This window comes from Paenibacillus oryzisoli (genome assembly GCF_050467285.1).
In the GTDB taxonomy this organism is placed as follows: domain Bacteria; phylum Bacillota; class Bacilli; order Paenibacillales; family NBRC-103111; genus Paenibacillus_E; species Paenibacillus_E oryzisoli_A.
In genome coordinates, this window is record NZ_JBCMUN010000001.1 from 841,201 (window position 1) to 857,257 (window position 16,057).

15 protein-coding genes are annotated in these 16,057 nt (G+C 52.3%); all 15 read left to right on the forward strand.

Translation table 11 applies throughout. The annotated features are described in order from the left end of the window. Positions 1-6 precede the first annotated feature (6 nt). The 15 genes from ABE504_RS03345 to serC all read left to right on the forward strand — a co-directional run bounded on the left by ABE504_RS03345 (position 7) and on the right by serC (position 15,947). On the forward strand, positions 7-1,062 hold the full coding sequence (locus ABE504_RS03345) for a HAMP domain-containing sensor histidine kinase (protein WP_430084437.1): 1,056 nt from the start codon (positions 7-9) through the stop codon (positions 1,060-1,062). Beyond that, positions 1,059-1,706, forward strand: coding sequence for a response regulator (locus ABE504_RS03350; protein WP_430084440.1), 648 nt, complete (start codon positions 1,059-1,061; stop codon positions 1,704-1,706). Before ABE504_RS03345 ends, ABE504_RS03350 begins: the two co-directional genes overlap by 4 nt. A 144-nt stretch (positions 1,707-1,850) precedes the next feature. Continuing rightward, the gene (locus ABE504_RS03355) at positions 1,851-2,264 is read left to right on the forward strand and encodes a YugN family protein (protein WP_430084443.1); all 414 of its coding nucleotides are present in this window, start codon (positions 1,851-1,853) and stop codon (positions 2,262-2,264) included. Positions 2,265-2,400: 136 nt separating this feature from the next. Beyond that, complete coding sequence (locus ABE504_RS03360; RefSeq protein ID WP_430084446.1) at positions 2,401-3,975, forward strand: S1C family serine protease; 1,575 nt, start codon at positions 2,401-2,403, stop codon at positions 3,973-3,975. 280 nt (positions 3,976-4,255) lie between these two features. Beyond that, complete coding sequence (locus ABE504_RS03365) at positions 4,256-4,945, forward strand: response regulator transcription factor (RefSeq protein ID WP_430084448.1); 690 nt, start codon at positions 4,256-4,258, stop codon at positions 4,943-4,945. Then, entirely contained in the window at positions 4,946-6,418 is a 1,473-nt protein-coding gene (locus ABE504_RS03370) for a sensor histidine kinase (protein ID WP_430084451.1), read from the forward strand. 45 nt (positions 6,419-6,463) lie between these two features. Beyond that, positions 6,464-7,420 carry a 4-hydroxy-3-methylbut-2-enyl diphosphate reductase gene (locus ABE504_RS03375; RefSeq protein ID WP_430084454.1) on the forward strand — a complete coding sequence of 319 codons (957 nt, stop codon included), beginning with the start codon at positions 6,464-6,466 and terminating at the stop codon, positions 7,418-7,420. 35 nt (positions 7,421-7,455) lie between these two features. Then, positions 7,456-7,995 (forward strand): DUF2062 domain-containing protein, encoded by a 540-nt coding sequence (locus ABE504_RS03380; protein WP_430084457.1) that lies wholly within the window; start codon positions 7,456-7,458, stop codon positions 7,993-7,995. A 160-nt stretch (positions 7,996-8,155) separates the two neighbouring features. Beyond that, a complete protein-coding gene (gene aroF / locus ABE504_RS03385) occupies positions 8,156-9,199 on the forward strand; it encodes a 3-deoxy-7-phosphoheptulonate synthase (RefSeq protein WP_430084459.1) in 1,044 nt (347 codons plus the stop codon). Between the two features lie 241 nt (positions 9,200-9,440). After that, complete coding sequence (gene glnA / locus ABE504_RS03390; protein ID WP_430084461.1) at positions 9,441-10,865, forward strand: type I glutamate--ammonia ligase; 1,425 nt, start codon at positions 9,441-9,443, stop codon at positions 10,863-10,865. A 97-nt stretch (positions 10,866-10,962) separates the two neighbouring features. Further along, the gene (locus tag ABE504_RS03395; RefSeq protein ID WP_430084464.1) at positions 10,963-11,514 is read left to right on the forward strand and encodes an NADPH-dependent FMN reductase; all 552 of its coding nucleotides are present in this window, start codon (positions 10,963-10,965) and stop codon (positions 11,512-11,514) included. Between the two features lie 125 nt (positions 11,515-11,639). Further along, positions 11,640-12,962 (forward strand): DUF1800 domain-containing protein, encoded by a 1,323-nt coding sequence (locus ABE504_RS03400; protein ID WP_430084467.1) that lies wholly within the window; start codon positions 11,640-11,642, stop codon positions 12,960-12,962. 14 nt (positions 12,963-12,976) lie between these two features. Then, on the forward strand, positions 12,977-14,209 hold the full coding sequence (locus ABE504_RS03405; RefSeq protein WP_430084470.1) for a DUF1501 domain-containing protein: 1,233 nt from the start codon (positions 12,977-12,979) through the stop codon (positions 14,207-14,209). Between the two features lie 55 nt (positions 14,210-14,264). Further along, positions 14,265-14,756, forward strand: a complete 492-nt coding sequence (locus tag ABE504_RS03410; protein WP_430084762.1) for a mismatch-specific DNA-glycosylase — start codon at positions 14,265-14,267, stop codon at positions 14,754-14,756. Between the two features lie 102 nt (positions 14,757-14,858). Then, the gene (gene serC, locus ABE504_RS03415; RefSeq protein WP_430084473.1) at positions 14,859-15,947 is read left to right on the forward strand and encodes a 3-phosphoserine/phosphohydroxythreonine transaminase; all 1,089 of its coding nucleotides are present in this window, start codon (positions 14,859-14,861) and stop codon (positions 15,945-15,947) included. Positions 15,948-16,057 lie beyond the last annotated feature (110 nt).

Consider the following 16,057-nt stretch of genomic DNA (forward strand, 5'->3'; position numbering starts at 1 on the left):
TGGAGCATGTACAAATTTCGAATATTCAATATGAAGTGGCAGCTGCTCAATTACTTTATTATTTCAGGGCTGCTGACGGTTTCGAGCATGTACATCGTGCTGGAGCATTATAGGGAAAAGCTCGATTACTGGGAGTTTCGCATGTGGCTGGTGATCGCCTTGTTCGCGGTATGCCTCACGGTTGGCTTCTTTGCGACGAGAAGGTGGCAGCGGAAAGTGGATGAGCTGCACGTTGCGATGCTGGAGCTGTCGAAAGGGAATTTCTCGGCGCGCATCGAAATGGAACCGATCGAACCGTTCTTGTATCTGTACGATGCTTTCAATAACATGGCGGCGCAAGTCGAAGAACGTGTCCATCTGCTCCAAAAGCTCGGCGAGGCCGAGGCGATCCGCGATCAAGAACTTACGGAGAATGCCGTGATGGAAGAACGACGCCGACTGGCGCGTGACTTGCATGACACTGTCAGTCAGGAGCTGTTCGCCATTCACATGTCAGCTTCTGCGCTGCCGAAGGTGCTGGAGCGCAATCCTGGAGCGGCGCCGGGCATGATGGATCAGTTGATCCAAATGTCGCATCACGCCCAGAAGCAGATGCGCGGCCTCATTTCGCAATTACGGCCAATCGAACTGAAGGACAGCTCGCTGCAAGAAGCCCTGGAGAAGTGGTTTCCGGAATATTGCCGGACCCATGAACTTCAGGGTCAACTTGAGGTTTCACTGCCGGAAACGATTTCGGAGGCGATTGAGCATCAATTTTTCCTCATCATTCAGGAGGGACTGGCGAATGTCGTCAAGCATGCATCGGCGAAGGAGGTGCGGCTTACGATTTTTGAAGGGGAACATCAGTATGTGCTGCAAATTCAGGATGACGGGCAAGGCTTTGAACGCAGGGACATCCCATCCGCTTCCCACGGGCTGTCGACCATGAGGGAACGGGCGCAGAAGCTCGGCGGCGAAGTGACAATCGATAGCAAAATCGGTTCGGGCACCCGGGTGCGCGTACGCATTCCGAGATTTAATTCGGCACAGGCACAAATCAGTCAAGGAGGAAATAACGAATGACGACGATCAATGTCATGATTGTGGACGATCACGATATGGTAAGGGTAGGACTTCGAACATACATTTCGCTGGAGCCGGATTTGGCGGTTGTGGGGGAAGCGTCCAATGGCAAGGATGCGTTCGACCAACTGCAGCAGAAGCGTATTCAGCCGCTGCCTGACGTGATTTTGATGGACTTGACGATGCCGGTGCTGGATGGGATTGGCGCGACGAAACTGATTTGCGAAACTTTTCCGGATATCAAAGTGATTATGCTGACGAGCTTCCTGGAGGAAGCGAAGGTGCTCGAAGCGGTGGAGTCGGGGGCGATCAGCTACATGCTGAAGACGGTTTCGTCGGATCAGCTCATTCATGCGATTCACAGCGCTTACCGCGGTATGCCGGTGATGAACGCGGAGGTATCGCAGGCGCTTACGCGCGGTATTCGCCAGCGCAACGACAAGCCGGAGGAGGAAGGCTTGACGGCGCGAGAGAAGGAAGTTCTCCTTTTGATCGCCGAAGGGAAGACGAACAAGGATATTTCGGAGGAATTATTTATTAGTATTAAAACGGTGAAAACGCATGTCAGCAATTTGCTGATGAAATGCGAGCTGGAGGACCGGACGCAATTGGCGATTTATGCGCACCGCAAAGGCTGGGTGTAACGTCTCGGGCAAATAACGTAGAATTCGCACATAAAAACCGTTTTTTGACACATTCTATGCAATAAGGAAGCTTTCCGAAATTTAGCAGTATTTTATTTCTGAAAGCTCCATAGTAAATTCAATACGCTGCATAGGAGTGTCCCAATGAGAACTGTAACCTCTTCGATTGAACATGTAAAAGAAACGTTTGACAGCGTGCGCGCCCAATTGTCGAAATTTGATTTTTCGCTTGGCGGCAACTGGGACTATGATCACGGGTACTTCGATAAATCGCTTGACGAGGCGAACAAGGTTTGGCTGCGGATTCCCGTTCAGGCAGTAACCGGACGCATCGACGGCGATACGGAAGCAACGGATGCCGTGGTTGAAGTCGGAACGCCGTTTGTGTTGAAACACGTATATAACGAAGGGCTTGACACTTCGGCAGAGGCCGAAACTTACGGCGCGCTTGTGGATCAGTTTCAGGCTCCGCTCGATCCCGATGGCCATGTCGAAGAGAAGTGGGTTCAAGCTGCGCAAGACGTGCTGAAAAATGTCGAAAATGACTGGTTTCAATAAATAAAAGCCCTTTTTTTACCTCCATTTTATTGATTTTTAATCTACGTTTAAGGTTGTGAGTGCATGATAGAGACATAGCAAACGAGACATTACACAAAAACGCACTGATAACTTTCAATATATGGAGGTAAGACCTATGGACGATAACAAAAAAGATTACAGCGACTTTTTCAAGCCGCAGAACAATCATAATGAAAATGAGCAAGATTCCTCCTCGAACCGGCAGGAAGAGGCTAACCAAGAAAGACCGTCGTACTACTACTCATATGGTCCTTATAAATCCTCGTTCCAGGAAGAGAACGACCCGCAGCAGCAACCGATGACGACTTCTTCTTCCTCCTCGGAAGGAACGTCGTCTGTGGAAGTGACGCCGCCGCGCAACTTGCGTCCGTTCAGCTTCGGTCCGGAAGCGGCGCCGCAAAGCTCGTCTTGGGACGGCGGTAAGAAGCGTTCCTCGGTTAAAAGCATTTTCGCCGCTTTCCTAGCAGGCGCCGTCGTGGTCGGCGGTCTCATGTTCGCTGCGGATAAGACGAATATGTTCAGCGGCAATCAACCGCTTGCATCCGGTACTGCCTCGCAAGCGGCATCAACGACAAGCAGCGGCAGCGGCGATGTGAAAAATGTTTCCCTCGACGTCGTACGTCCAGGCAACATTTCCTCCATCGCGCAAAACGCCGGTCCAGCGATCGTGAAAGTGGAGTCGCTGGTGAAGCCGAAGCAGTCCTCCCGCGGTGGCAGCTCGATCTTTGACGATCCGTTCTTCCGCCAGTTCTTTGGCGACAACGGTGGCGGCTCGCAAGCGCCAAAAAGCCAAGGCAATGGCGGCAGCAGCTCCGGCGAGCTTCAACCGGCGGGGATGGGAACCGGATTTATTTTTGAGAAGAGCGGGTATATCTTGACGAATGAGCACGTCGTGGACGGTGCGGATGAAATTCAAGTGACGGTTGAAGGCTACGACAAGCCGTTCACGGCGAAGCTGCTTGGCAACTCTTACGATCTGGACCTTGCTGTGCTGAAAATCGAAGGCGACAAAGACTTCCCGATTCTGCCGCTTGGCAAATCCGACGATGTGAATGTCGGCGACTGGGTCGTTGCGATCGGTAACCCGTACGGCTTCGACCACACGGTAACGGTTGGCGTATTGAGCGCCAAAGAGCGTCCGATTTCGATTCCGGATGAGAAAGGCACACGTGACTACAAGCACTTGCTGCAAACGGATGCATCGATTAACCCTGGCAACTCCGGAGGTCCGCTGCTGAACCTAAACGGTGAAGTCATCGGGATTAATACGGCGGTTAGCTCTCAGGCGCAAGGCATCGGTTTTGCAATTCCAACAAGCACCATCTCTTCCGTTCTTGATAACTTGAAAAACAACATTCAAATTCCGAAAGAGCCTGTTCCGTTTATCGGTGTTGGTTTGCAAGACATCGGCAAAGACTGGGTGAGCGAGCTGAAGCTGTCGAATACCGACGGTGCGCTGGTGGGCAGCGTGACAAGAAAGAGCCCGGCGTTCCAAGCGGGGCTGCGCCAATACGACGTCATCGTGGACATTAACGGCACGAAGGTGAAAAACTCGCAAGAGCTGATCACCAAGGTGCAAGCGACGAAAGTCGGCGATAAAGTGACGCTGGGCGTCATTCGCGACGGTAAACGCATGGACGTAACCGTTACGGTCGGAGACAAAAATACGCTGGCTGATACACAGGAATAACAACCGGCAAGAACAGAAGAAGTGGAGTCCCGCGGCCGCAAGACTGCAGGCTCCGCTTCTTTTTTGCTAGGGCGAGTCTGAATGCTCCGAGGGCCGCAGATTTTGCCGAATTTTCGTTCCATGCAAGGAACTTTTGTGAAGGCGTACCGGGGGTACGTCAAGCGAAAGTGACGCAGTAGGGGGCGAAAAGGTGGTGAAAGATGCCCCTGAGCGGGTTTTCAGACTCGCCGTAGTATTGATACATGCTACAATAGAAGAAAGATGAAGGGTGGTTACTGCGATGAGAGAAAATATTATGGTGATCGATGACGATGAGAAAATTACTTCCATGCTGCGAAGAGGTCTGGCTTTCGAAGGCTACTCCGTAGTAACGGCCAGTAACGGAGCCGACGGCCTGAAGCAAATGCTGCAAGCCGAGCCGAACCTGATCATCCTCGATGTGATGATGCCGCAGATTGACGGCTGGGAAGTTGTGCGACGCGTCCGTGAGAGCGGTAGCGAAGTACCGATTCTAATGTTGACCGCCAAAGACGATATCAGCGATCGGGTCAAAGGGCTGGACCTTGGCGCTGACGATTATTTGGTCAAGCCTTTCGCGCTTGAAGAGTTGCTAGCACGCGTGCGGGTATTGCTGCGCCGTCGGGTGGAACGTCCGGAGACGGTGACGAATCGTCTGACCTTTGAAGATGCGGTGCTGGATCTGGATACGCGGGAAGTGTTCCGCGAGGATAAGCTGATTGAGCTAACGACCAAGGAGTTCGACTTGCTTCACTTGTTCATGCTCAATCCGAAACGCGTCCTGTCACGCGACATCATTATGGAAAAAATATGGGGCTACGATTACAGCGGCGAGTCGAACGTCCTGGAAGTTTACATTGCCTTGCTGCGCCAGAAAACGGAAGAATACGGCCATAAACGCATCATTCAAACGGTTCGGGGAGCGGGGTACGTGTTGAGAGGGGATAGCTAGATGTCGCTTCGCCTCCGGTTGACGCTGTGGTATTCGGGCATTTTAGCATTGACGATGCTGCTGTTTGGCGTCGTTCTTTATTTCTTCTTGAACTACTTTCTTTACGATCAGATTCGTCAGGATATCAAAAATGAAGCAAACAACAGTTCCCTTCGCGTTCAGAAGAGTCTCACGCTGACGCAAAAAGGGCTTGTGCTAGATCTTGAACTGGAGAGCAGAGACTTCTACACCACAAGCACTTTCTTGCAGTTATACAATGTTGATCTTAAAAGTTTCAACCGATCCGCTAACCTGAAGCATTATGATTTAACATTGCCTTTGGCGGTTGAGCATCTCAATAAATTGCAAAGTCAAATCGGTTTTTTTGAGAAAACGAAAGTGCTCGGCGAAGATTTTCTCATCTATTATCTGGGCATTCGCGCAAGCGACGGCGCACGCCTCATCGGCGTGCTTCAAGCCGCGGTCCCTGTCGGCAGCTACGAGCGGACAGCGGTTACGCTGCGCTACACGCTGATCATTTGGGCGATCCTGACCATCATCGTCGCCGCTTCGCTGGGCTGGTTCCTCGCCCGCAAGGCACTCAAGCCGATCGAGCGTGTCATCGACGCGGCGAATCAGATCGACAGCGGTGACGATCTCGAGAAGCGGATCGCTTACGAAGGCCCGCAGGATGAGATCGGGCGGCTCACGAATACGATCAATGGCATGCTGTCGCGTATTCAAAAAGGGTACGACGAGCTCGACGAGGCGTATCGCGCACAGCGCAGGTTCGTGTCGGATGCTTCGCACGAACTGCGGACGCCGCTGACGACGATCCGGGGGAACGTCGACCTTCTGGAAAAAATGTGGAAGCAAACATCCGGCAGCACGATGCTGGCCACGCCGGATCAAGTGCAAATGTCGCTCGAGGCGATGCAGGACATCGCGGGCGAAGCCCAGCGAATGAGCAGGCTCGTGAACGACCTGCTTGCGCTTGCGCGCGCCGACGCGGGCGTTACGATGGAGAAGCAGCCGGTCGAGATGCTGCCGCTGGTGCAGGAAGTCGTGCGCCGCGCGCAGCTGCTTGAGCACCGCGCCGAATGGCGCGTCGGCGATTTAACGGCGCTTGAAGACGTCTACGTTCACGGCAATCGCGATTATTTGCAGCAACTTTTGTTCATTTTTATCGAGAATGCCTTTAAGTATACCCCGGAGGGTACGGTGACCATTGATGCAAGGCGCAGAGACAGCTTCATCGGACTGCGCATTTCGGATACGGGCATCGGCATGGACCGCGAGGATATTCCGCATATTTTCGACAGGTTTTATCGGGCGGATTTATCCAGAGGCGTGACAACCGGGACGGGGCTTGGCCTTTCCATCGCCAAATGGATCATTGACGAGCACGACGGATCCGTTGAAGTGACGACGCGTAAGGACGAAGGGAGTACTTTCCTCATCTGGCTGCCGGCAAACTTTCCTCTGTCTGTATAATGGGATATAATATAGGAAAAAAGACATAGCAGGCAGGTGGAGCGCATGGAAGTGGTACGTATATCGCCGCGGGGCTATTGTTATGGCGTAGTTGACGCGATGGCATTAGCGATGCAAACGGCTAAAAATTTAAATCTGCCAAGACCTATTTATATACTAGGGATGATCGTTCATAACGCGCACGTAACCGATTTTTTCAAGGAAGAAGGCGTCATTACGCTGGATGGAGAGAACCGTCTGCAAATTCTGGAAGGCATCGAGTCGGGCACGGTTATTTTCACCGCACATGGCGTGTCGCCGGAAGTTAGACGCCGCGCACGTGAGAAAGGGCTGACGGTTGTTGACGCAACTTGTCCGGATGTGACGAAGACGCACGATTTGATCCGGGAGAAAGTGGCGGACGATTACCACGTGATCTATATCGGCAAGAAAGGCCATCCTGAGCCGGAAGGCGCGGTAGGGGTAGCTCCGGACCGCGTGCATCTGATCGAGAAGCTGGAGGAAGCGGAGGCGCTTCAGCTGGAGGCCGGCCGCATCATTATTACGAACCAGACGACGATGAGCCAGTGGGACATCCGGCATATCATGAACCGCTTATTGGAACTGTTTCCAGGTGCGGAAATTCACAATGAGATCTGTCTCGCAACGCAAGTTCGGCAAGAAGCTGTGGCTGAGCAAGCGAAGGAAGTTGACTTGGTCATCGTTGTCGGAGATCCGAAAAGCAACAATTCCAATCGTCTCGCGCAAGTGTCGGAAGAAATCGCCGGTGTGAAGGCGTACCGTATTTCCGATCTTTCAGAGCTCCAGCGGGAATGGTTGATGCATGTTCGCAAAGTAGGGGTAACTTCGGGGGCTTCGACGCCGACGCCGATTACGAAAGAAGTTATTTCTTATTTGGAGAATTTTAATCCAAAAGATGAAACCACTTGGGATATCATACGTACTGTAAATATGAAGAAACTTATTCCGACTGTAAAAAGCAAAGCAGCAAGTCACTCCTAAACCTGCTTATTCCACTCGACGGGATTGATGCCAGCATGTACAGTACTCAGAAGGTGAAAATGATGAAGGCTCGCTTCGAATGGAACAGTATAAAGCGATGGTTCCGGTATAAATATATTCAGCTATTACGAGCGAAGGGCGGCCCCTCCAAGGTCGCCCGCGGCTTTTCGATCGGTCTGTTCGTGGAGATGTTCACACTTCCGACCGCGGGATTTGCCTTTGTGCTTATTTTTCCATTGGTTTATTTATTGCGTGCGAATCTGCCGGCAGCTTTGATCGGTTTTGTATTCGGCAAGGTCATTTATATTCCAATGTCGATTCTGAACAAACAGGTTGGCGAATTGCTCGTTCCCAAACACTTCAAGAGTTACTTAATCCACCATTTGCCGCATATCCTGTCCAACATCATTAGAAGCGGACTGGATCTCATCGTCGGAGGCATGGCCGTCGGGCTCATGCTCGGGATTATCGCCTATTTCCCCATTGTCTTTCTTCTCAGATATCACACGAATCGCCGCAAAGAGAAACGCAGACTTCGCAAAGATCAACTAGCTCCGTCGCAAACAAATGAATAATAAATAAATTAGCGCTTGACGAAAACTCGTCAAGCGTTGTATATTTGCTTTAGCGGTTAAAAGCATAAAAGCTTAAAAGCGAACAAGCGTCGAAGCGTGTTAGCGTTGAAGTCAATGGACTCATAACATAACTATTTTAATTTAGGGAGCGTGGATTATTATGATCGCAATTACATCCAACAAAATCGGGGACGAACGTATTCAGGAGATCGTGCAATACATCGAGAGCCAAGGCGTGCAGGCACATGTATCCAAAGGCGAAGATCGTACAGTCATCGGGATTATCGGCCAAGCGGATCCGAAGCTTGCTGAGCATCTGAGATCCATGTCGGGCGTCGAGCAAGTTGTGAAAATTTCAAAATCCTACAAACTGGCAAGCCGCGACTTCCATCCGGCAGACACCGTGATTAATATTAAAGGCGTTGAAATCGGCGGCGAGCAGCTCGTCGTGATGGGCGGCCCTTGCGCCGTCGAATCACCGGAGCAAATCGATGAAATCGCTCGCCTGGTGAAAGCGGCTGGCGGCCAAGTGCTGCGCGGCGGTGCATTCAAGCCAAGAACAGGCCCTTACAGCTTCCAAGGCGTTGGCGTGGAAGGCCTCATTATGATGGCGGAAGCAGGCAAGAAACACGGCCTGCTGACGATTACTGAAGTCATGACGCCGGAGTACGTCGATGTGTGCGCCGAATACGCGGACATTCTCCAAGTCGGCACGCGCAACATGCAAAATTTCGATCTGCTGCGCAAGCTCGGCACAATTCAAACGCCGGTTCTGCTCAAGCGCGGGTTCAGCGCAACGTACGATGAGTTCCTGAATGCTGCGGAATACATCCTCGCCGGCGGCAATCCGAACGTTATGCTTTGCGAGCGCGGAATCCGTACATTCGAGACGTACACAAGAAATACGTTAGATTTATCGGCCATTCCGGTACTCAAGCAGCTTAGCCATCTGCCGGTCATCTCCGATCCGAGTCATGGAACAGGCCGCAGAGAACTGGTTGTACCGATGACGAAAGCTTCTGTCGCTGCAGGCGCCGACGGTCTCATCATAGAAATGCACACGGATCCTGATAACTCCATGACCGGCGACGGTGTGCAATCGCTGTTCCCAGATCAATTTGCTCACTTGCTGCAGGATCTTGAAAAGCTGGCTCCGCTGCTCGGCAAGAAATTTGACACGAAAAAAGAAGCGATTCTCGCTTAATCATAACCATCAGAAAACTGGTTTCTTCATTAATATGGAAGAAGCCGGTTTTTTTGTTTTCGGATTCGTGAACAGGTCGTGACTAAGTGTAAGCATATCTTACACCTTAATAAAAAATACCTGACATAAGTATTGACGATGTTTGCGGAATCGCTATATAATAAGTGCAAGAATTAAGCCAAAAGTTGAACATTAATCAAGCGAAGTACGTTGAATGTACGGAAATGGGAGGGTTTTTTAAATGTCAGTTCAAAATGTGTTGAACCTTATCAAGGAAAAAAATATTGAGTGGGTAGATTTTCGTTTCGTTGGTCTTTCCGGAAAAGCACAACATATTTCCTTGCCTGCAACAGAAGTTGATGAAGAAACATTCGTAAATGGCGTAGCTTTCGACGGTTCTTCCATCCCGGGCTTCCGTGGAATTGAACAATCTGACATGGTAATGATGCCAGATACAGAAACTGCTTACATTGATCCTTTCACTGCACATCCAACATTGATTATCATGAGCAACATCCATACACCAGACGGTGACCGTTATGACCGTGACCCACGTTCCATCGCGCAAAAAGCCGAAGAATACCTGCAAACAACAGGTATCGGTACGCAAGCGTTCTTCGCGCCTGAGTCCGAGTTCTTCATTTTTGACGATGTACGTTACGAGAACGGCATGAACAAATCCTACTTCGAAGTTGACTCCGAAGAAGCAGGTTGGAACACTGGTCGTAAAGAAGAGGGCGGCAACCTGGCATACAAAGTTCCAGTTAAAGGCGGTTATGTGCCTGTAGCGCCAATCGATTCCCAACAAGACATCCGTTCCGAAATGTGTAACAAATTGGCTGATGCTGGTCTTCGCATCGAGCGTCACCACCACGAAGTTGCAACAGCTGGTCAAGCTGAAATCAACTTCCGTTTCGACTCTTTGACTAAAACTGCAGATAACCTGCTCAAATACAAATACATCGTTGCTAACACAGCGAGAGAATACGGCAAAGTAGCAACATTCATGCCTAAGCCACTGTTTGGTGACAATGGTAGCGGTATGCACGTTCACATGTCCATCTTCAACGAAGGCGAGCCTTTGTTCTATGAAAAAGGCGCTTACGCGAACCTGAGCGAGCTGGCTATTCACTACATCGGCGGTATCTTGTACCACGCTCCAGCGTTGATCGCGCTCACAAACCCAAGCACAAACTCGTTCAAACGTTTGGTGCCTGGTTACGAAGCTCCAGTTAACCTTGTATTCTCCAAAGGTAACCGTTCCGCTGCAGTTCGTATTCCAATCGCGGCTGTAACTCCAAAAGGCTGCCGTATCGAGTTCCGTACACCGGACAGCACAGCTAACCCTTACCTGGCGTTCGCAGCTATGCTGATGGCTGGTCTTGACGGTATCAAAAAGAAAATCGACCCACGCGCTCTTGGCTACGGTCCTTTCGATACAAACATCTATGAAATGTCCGACGCTGAGAAATCGGAAATCCGCAGCGTTCCAGGTACACTGGAAGAAGCGCTTGACGCTCTTGCAGCTGACTCCGAGTTCTTGACTGAAGGCGGCGTATTTACACAAGACTTTATCGATAACTACATCGAGTTGAAACGCGGCGAAGCGAAACAAGTTGCAATCCGCATTCATCCGCACGAGTACAACCTGTACTTCGATTGCTAATCGATAGCACTTATTATAGAAGAAAGCCGTTTCTCCTTATGGGAGGAGCGGTTTTTTATTCAAGCGAACCATCTCATTTATGGAAGGAATGTAAGTCATGAAAATTGCAATTGTTGCAGGAAGCAATCATAAGCTCGCTACAAGTACCAAATTGTCCACCTATATTCAGAAATTAATCGCTCAGGAAGGACATGAGGCGACTCTTCTGGATCTTTACGAAGCGCCGCTGCCTTTCTACTCGCCGGAAGGGGGCTATGAAGGTCACGAAGCGCTGAAAGCCTTCAAACAAGCCTTGTTCCAAGCCGACGCGATCGTGCTGGCTACAGCGGAGTATCACAGCTCCATTTCCGGTGTGCTCAAGAACGCGTTGGATCACGTCAACAAGGATTATTTTAGTCAAAAAGCGGTGCTTTCCGTCAGCTCCTCCGGCGGGGCTATCGCGGTAAGCTCGCTGACCCAGCTGCAAACGATCGTGCGCAATTTGCATGGCATTAACTGCCCGGAATGGATTTCCATCGGCGGCGACCAGCGCAAGAGCTTCCAACCGGAGGGCAATCTTGAGGAGGTCGAAGCGGGAATCGACAAACGGATCCGTCACGTCGTCGGCTCTTTCCTCTCGCTGGCCAAGCAATTATCCGCCGGCAAATAATCGGTCGACATATCAGGAAACAAGCTCGTTATGGGCTTGTTTCTTTGTGTTGGGGACGGAATACATACTTTTGACACATTTCCATGCTACAGTTAGGCAAAAAAGGTCGGGAGGCCCTTTAGCGTATGAGCATCCAGTGGACGAAGAAGGAAGCGGTTCATCTGTTATCGCGAGCCGGATTTGGTGCGAGCCAAGCGGACATCGCGGCAAGCGTCTCGCTTGGACGGGAAGAGACAGTCAGGCGCCTGGTCGCCGGCGTCCCTTTGCTTGAGGGCGCGCAGGCTGCGCTCGCGTTCGAGCAGTTCAAAGCGGACGGCGGCAAGGCGCTCGATCCGCAGCAAATTGCCGATCAGCAGCTATACTGGCTGTATCGGATGGTTGCCACGCCGGCGCCGCTTGTCGAGAAGATGACGCTGTTTTGGCATGGCCATTTTGCGACGGCCAACTATAAGGTGAAAGATGCGGCGCTGATGGCGCAGCAGAATGAACTGTTCCGGAAATATGCGCTGGGCAATTTCAAGGAGCTTGTGAACGCCATCGGCAAAGACCCAGCGATGATGATCTGGCTTGACGCGAACAAGAACAAGAAGGGCAAGCCGAATGAAAATTATGCCCGAGAGGCGATGGAGCTATTCACGCTCGGGATCGGTCATTATACGGAGACGGATGTGAAGGAGGCGGCGCGGGCTTTTACAGGTTGGACGTACAACAAGGAGACGCACGACGTCGCTTTCAATGCAAAGCAGCACGATGGCGACAGCAAGACGCTGCTCGGGGAGTCGGGCAAGCTGGATGCGGACGATGCGGTCGACATTCTTTTTCATCAACAAGCACTGCCGATATTCATGGCGACGAAGCTCTTGAATTATTTTGCGACGGATACGCCGTCCGAGAGCTGGGTGCAAAAGGTGGCGGCGGACTTCACGGCGAAGTCGACCGTCGGTGATGTGCTGCGCGAGCTGTTCCTCGCAGACGAGTTCTACGACGAGAAGCTGCGCCTCGCGCTCATCAAGACGCCGGCGGACTATGTCGCCGGCATTCTGCGCATGACGGGCGTCGCTCCGGCCAAAGGCCATGCGCAGGCGATGCGCCGGATGGGCCAGGAGCTGTTCGTTCCGCCCGATGTGGCGGGTTGGCGCGGCGGCCAGGCTTGGCTGACGTCGAACAATCTGCTGGCGCGCTTCCAGTTCGCTGAGGGGCTGGCCAAAGGCATCGGCGCAGCGAAGCTGACATCCGCCGATTGGAAGCCTCAGGCGCCGGAGCAGGCGGCCGCCTGGGTGCAGTTGTGGGCGGAGCGGCTCGGGATCGCGACGCTGTCTGAGAAGACGCAGGCGAGCCTCAGCAGCTATGCGAATGATTCGCTTGTCCATAGCAAGAAGATGAACACGACCGGCTTGCGAGGGCTGCTTCAGCTTGTGCTGATCAGCCCGGAAGCACAAATGAAATAAGAGGAGGCGAAGAGATGAAGCTGACGCGGAGAGATTTTCTCATTAAAGGGACGACGCTGTTTGCTGCCCTGGGACTTGGCGGCGCTCTATTCACGGAGACGGGGCGGTCAATTTTTACGGGGGGACAGGATACGCAGGCAGAAGATCCGATCCTGATCGTCGTACAGCTCAGCGGCGGCAATGACGGCATCAATACGTTGATACCGTATGGGCAAGGCGCCTACTACGATGCTCGGCCGACGCTGGCTTATCAACAGAAAGATGTGCTTCCGCTCGACAACCGCGTTGGCTTGCATCCGAGCTTGCCAGGACTCGCCGCCTTATATAAACTGGGAAAAATGGCGATTATACAAGGAGTCGGCTATGGGAAGCCGGATCATTCGCATTTTCGCTCGATGGAGATTTGGCAGACCGCCGAGCCGGAGAAGGTGATCCGCAGCGGCTGGCTGGCCCGCTATGCGGAATCGTCGCTGGGCAGCGACAAAAATCCGCTGAAGGCGATTCAGGTTGGCAGCGCGGGGAGTAAAGCTTTTGCCTCGGAGACGATGAGCTTTCCCGTCGTGCAGTCGCTGGATGCGTACCATCTGATCGACCCAAAGACGGGGATGATGGAGAAGAATCGCCTGAAGCAGGCGTTCCTTGAGATGTACGGCGGCAGCGCTGCGCTGGATCAGCTTCGCGTCGTGTCGAATCGCGGCAGCGAGGCGTACCGCAGCGTGGAGGCGATTCAATCGCTCCAGACGGGGTATGTGACCAAGGTGGAATACCCGCGAACGGCATTTGCCCAGGACTTGCAGTTGGTGACGAAGCTGCTCGCCGGCAATTCCGGCACGCGGCTGTTTCAAGTGCAGGTGGGCGGCTTTGACGATCATGCAGACGAGAAGCTTCAACATGCGCGCGTGCTGACGACGGTGGATGAGGGCTTGACAGCTTTTTATAAAGATTTGGAGGCTCAGGGCTTGCAGAATCGGGTTGCCGTGATGATGTTCTCGGAGTTTGGCCGCAGGGTGAAGGAGAACGGCAGCGGCGGTACGGACCACGGCACGGCAGCGCCGGTGTTCGTCATCGGTGGCAAGGTAAAGGGCGGCTTGTACGGCGCCTATCCGAGCCTCAGTTCCCTCGACAACGGGGATCTGAAGTATGAAGTAGATTTCCGCAGCGTGTATGCGACGCTGATCGAGCAGTGGCTGCAGGGCGACACGACGGCGGTGCTCGGAAAAGCGTATGAGAATTTGAAATTTATTTAGCGCGTTGCTTGGCGAGGGAGGGACGATAGCGCAAGTGGCAGAGTACGAATATATTATGGATCATGTGCGCGAAGGGCTGCGTATTCTGTTTGTCGGCTATAACCCGAGCATCCGATCCTCCGAAACCGGTCATCATTATGCCAATCCGACGAACAAGTTTTATCGTATTTTGCATGAGGCGGGATTTACCTCGCGGCTGGTGAAGCCGGAGGAGGACGGCGAACTGCTGGCGATGGGGTTCGGGTTTACGAATATCGTGGCGCGGCCGACCGTAGCGGCGGCAGAGATTACCCCTGAGGAGTATCGCGAGGGCCGTCGCATTTTGCGGGAAAAGCTCGCCTTTTACCGGCCTCAGGTGGCCTGTTTCGTCGGCAAAGGCGTCTACGAGCACTACAGCGGCCTCAAAGGGATGGCCTGGGGCAGGCAGGCTCCGCCCGTTACGCCCGGCATCGTAGAGTACGTCTGTCCGTCCTCCAGCGGACTTGTTCGCATGAAACTGGAGGAGATGGTTGAAATTTACAAGGGAATCCATATGTATTTATCGTGAAGCACCTTCTTGCACAGGCATTTTCGTCCCAGTTTTTACTTGATGCTTGGACAGAATATTGCTATCATAGCCATAATACAAATTTGCAAAGGTGTGTGCATCATGGGAAATCGAGCGTTTAACTTTAATGCAGGGCCTGCGGCGCTGCCGCTGGAAGTGCTTCAGAGAGCACAAGAGGAATTTGTCGATTTTAAGGGTATCGGCATGTCCATTATGGAAATTTCTCACCGCAGCGCGGAATACGAGCAAGTTCACAATGAAACGCAGGAGCTGCTGAAACGTATTTTCGGCATCCCGGACGGGTATCAGATCTTGTTCCTGCAAGGCGGCGCAAGTACGCAATTCGCCATGATTCCGATGAACTTCCTGAAAGCGGGCAAGGTGGGCAGCTATGTGCTGACCGGCGCTTGGGCGGAGAAAGCGATTCAAGAAGCGAAATTGTTCGGCGAAGTTGCGATTGCAGCAAGCTCTGCCGAGCAGAAGTTTATGAAAATTCCGGATTTGAGCGAAATCAACCTCGACCCGAATTCCGCGTACCTGCACGTGACGTCCAATGAAACGATCGAAGGCGCGCAGTTCAAAGCGTTCCCGGAAACCGGTAATATTCCGCTTATTGGTGATATGTCGAGCGACATTCTAAGCCGCCCAGTGGATGTTTCCAAGTTCAGCATGATCTATGCCGGCGCGCAGAAGAACCTTGGGCCGTCGGGCGTTACAGTAGCAATTATCAAGGATGAGATGCTCCAAGACCTGCCGAAATCGATTCCGACGATGATGCGCTACGAAACGCACAGCAAGAACAACTCGCTGTACAACACACCTCCGGCTTACTCCATCTACATGGTGAACCTTGTGCTGAAATGGATCGAAGAGCAAGGCGGTCTCAGCGCGATCGAGAAAAACAATATCGAAAAAGCGGGCTTGATCTACTCGGCGATCGACCAAAGCGGCGGCTTCTACCGCGGACCGGTAGACGCAGGCAGCCGTTCACCGATGAACATTACGTTCCGTCTGCAGAACGAAGAGCTGGAGAAGCAATTCGTAAAAGAGTCCGAGAAGAACGGCTTCGTCGGTCTCAAAGGCCATCGCAGCGTTGGCGGTTTACGTGCTTCCACCTACAATGCCGTACCATATGCATCGTGCAAAGCGCTGGCTGATTTCATGGCAGATTTCCAAACGCGCAACAGCTAATCCAGATTCTGTTAGGGAGAAGCTATCCATGGCACCTCGTGTGCGCATGGGTAGCTTTTTTTGCGTTCAAGGAACAATCTATCAGGCGCCGTCCTAGAAAGCCTCTGAGA

What these genes read in the sequence shown, in the direction of transcription:
- ABE504_RS03355 (WP_430084443.1), top strand. Translation starts at nt 1,851, where the DNA reads ATGAGAACTGTAACCTCTTCGATTGAACATGTAAAAGAAACGTTTGAC.
- serC (WP_430084473.1), top strand. Translation starts at nt 14,859, where the DNA reads ATGGGAAATCGAGCGTTTAACTTTAATGCAGGGCCTGCGGCGCTGCCG.
- aroF (WP_430084459.1), top strand. Translation starts at nt 8,156, where the DNA reads ATGATCGCAATTACATCCAACAAAATCGGGGACGAACGTATTCAGGAG.
- ABE504_RS03410 (WP_430084762.1), top strand. Translation starts at nt 14,265, where the DNA reads ATGGATCATGTGCGCGAAGGGCTGCGTATTCTGTTTGTCGGCTATAAC.
- ABE504_RS03380 (WP_430084457.1), top strand. Translation starts at nt 7,456, where the DNA reads ATGTACAGTACTCAGAAGGTGAAAATGATGAAGGCTCGCTTCGAATGG.
- ABE504_RS03375 (WP_430084454.1), top strand. Translation starts at nt 6,464, where the DNA reads ATGGAAGTGGTACGTATATCGCCGCGGGGCTATTGTTATGGCGTAGTT.
- glnA (WP_430084461.1), top strand. Translation starts at nt 9,441, where the DNA reads ATGTCAGTTCAAAATGTGTTGAACCTTATCAAGGAAAAAAATATTGAG.
- ABE504_RS03370 (WP_430084451.1), top strand. Translation starts at nt 4,946, where the DNA reads ATGTCGCTTCGCCTCCGGTTGACGCTGTGGTATTCGGGCATTTTAGCA.
- ABE504_RS03395 (WP_430084464.1), top strand. Translation starts at nt 10,963, where the DNA reads ATGAAAATTGCAATTGTTGCAGGAAGCAATCATAAGCTCGCTACAAGT.
- ABE504_RS03345 (WP_430084437.1), top strand. Translation starts at nt 7, where the DNA reads ATGTACAAATTTCGAATATTCAATATGAAGTGGCAGCTGCTCAATTAC.
- ABE504_RS03360 (WP_430084446.1), top strand. Translation starts at nt 2,401, where the DNA reads ATGGACGATAACAAAAAAGATTACAGCGACTTTTTCAAGCCGCAGAAC.
- ABE504_RS03365 (WP_430084448.1), top strand. Translation starts at nt 4,256, where the DNA reads ATGAGAGAAAATATTATGGTGATCGATGACGATGAGAAAATTACTTCC.
- ABE504_RS03405 (WP_430084470.1), top strand. Translation starts at nt 12,977, where the DNA reads ATGAAGCTGACGCGGAGAGATTTTCTCATTAAAGGGACGACGCTGTTT.
- ABE504_RS03350 (WP_430084440.1), top strand. Translation starts at nt 1,059, where the DNA reads ATGACGACGATCAATGTCATGATTGTGGACGATCACGATATGGTAAGG.
- ABE504_RS03400 (WP_430084467.1), top strand. Translation starts at nt 11,640, where the DNA reads ATGAGCATCCAGTGGACGAAGAAGGAAGCGGTTCATCTGTTATCGCGA.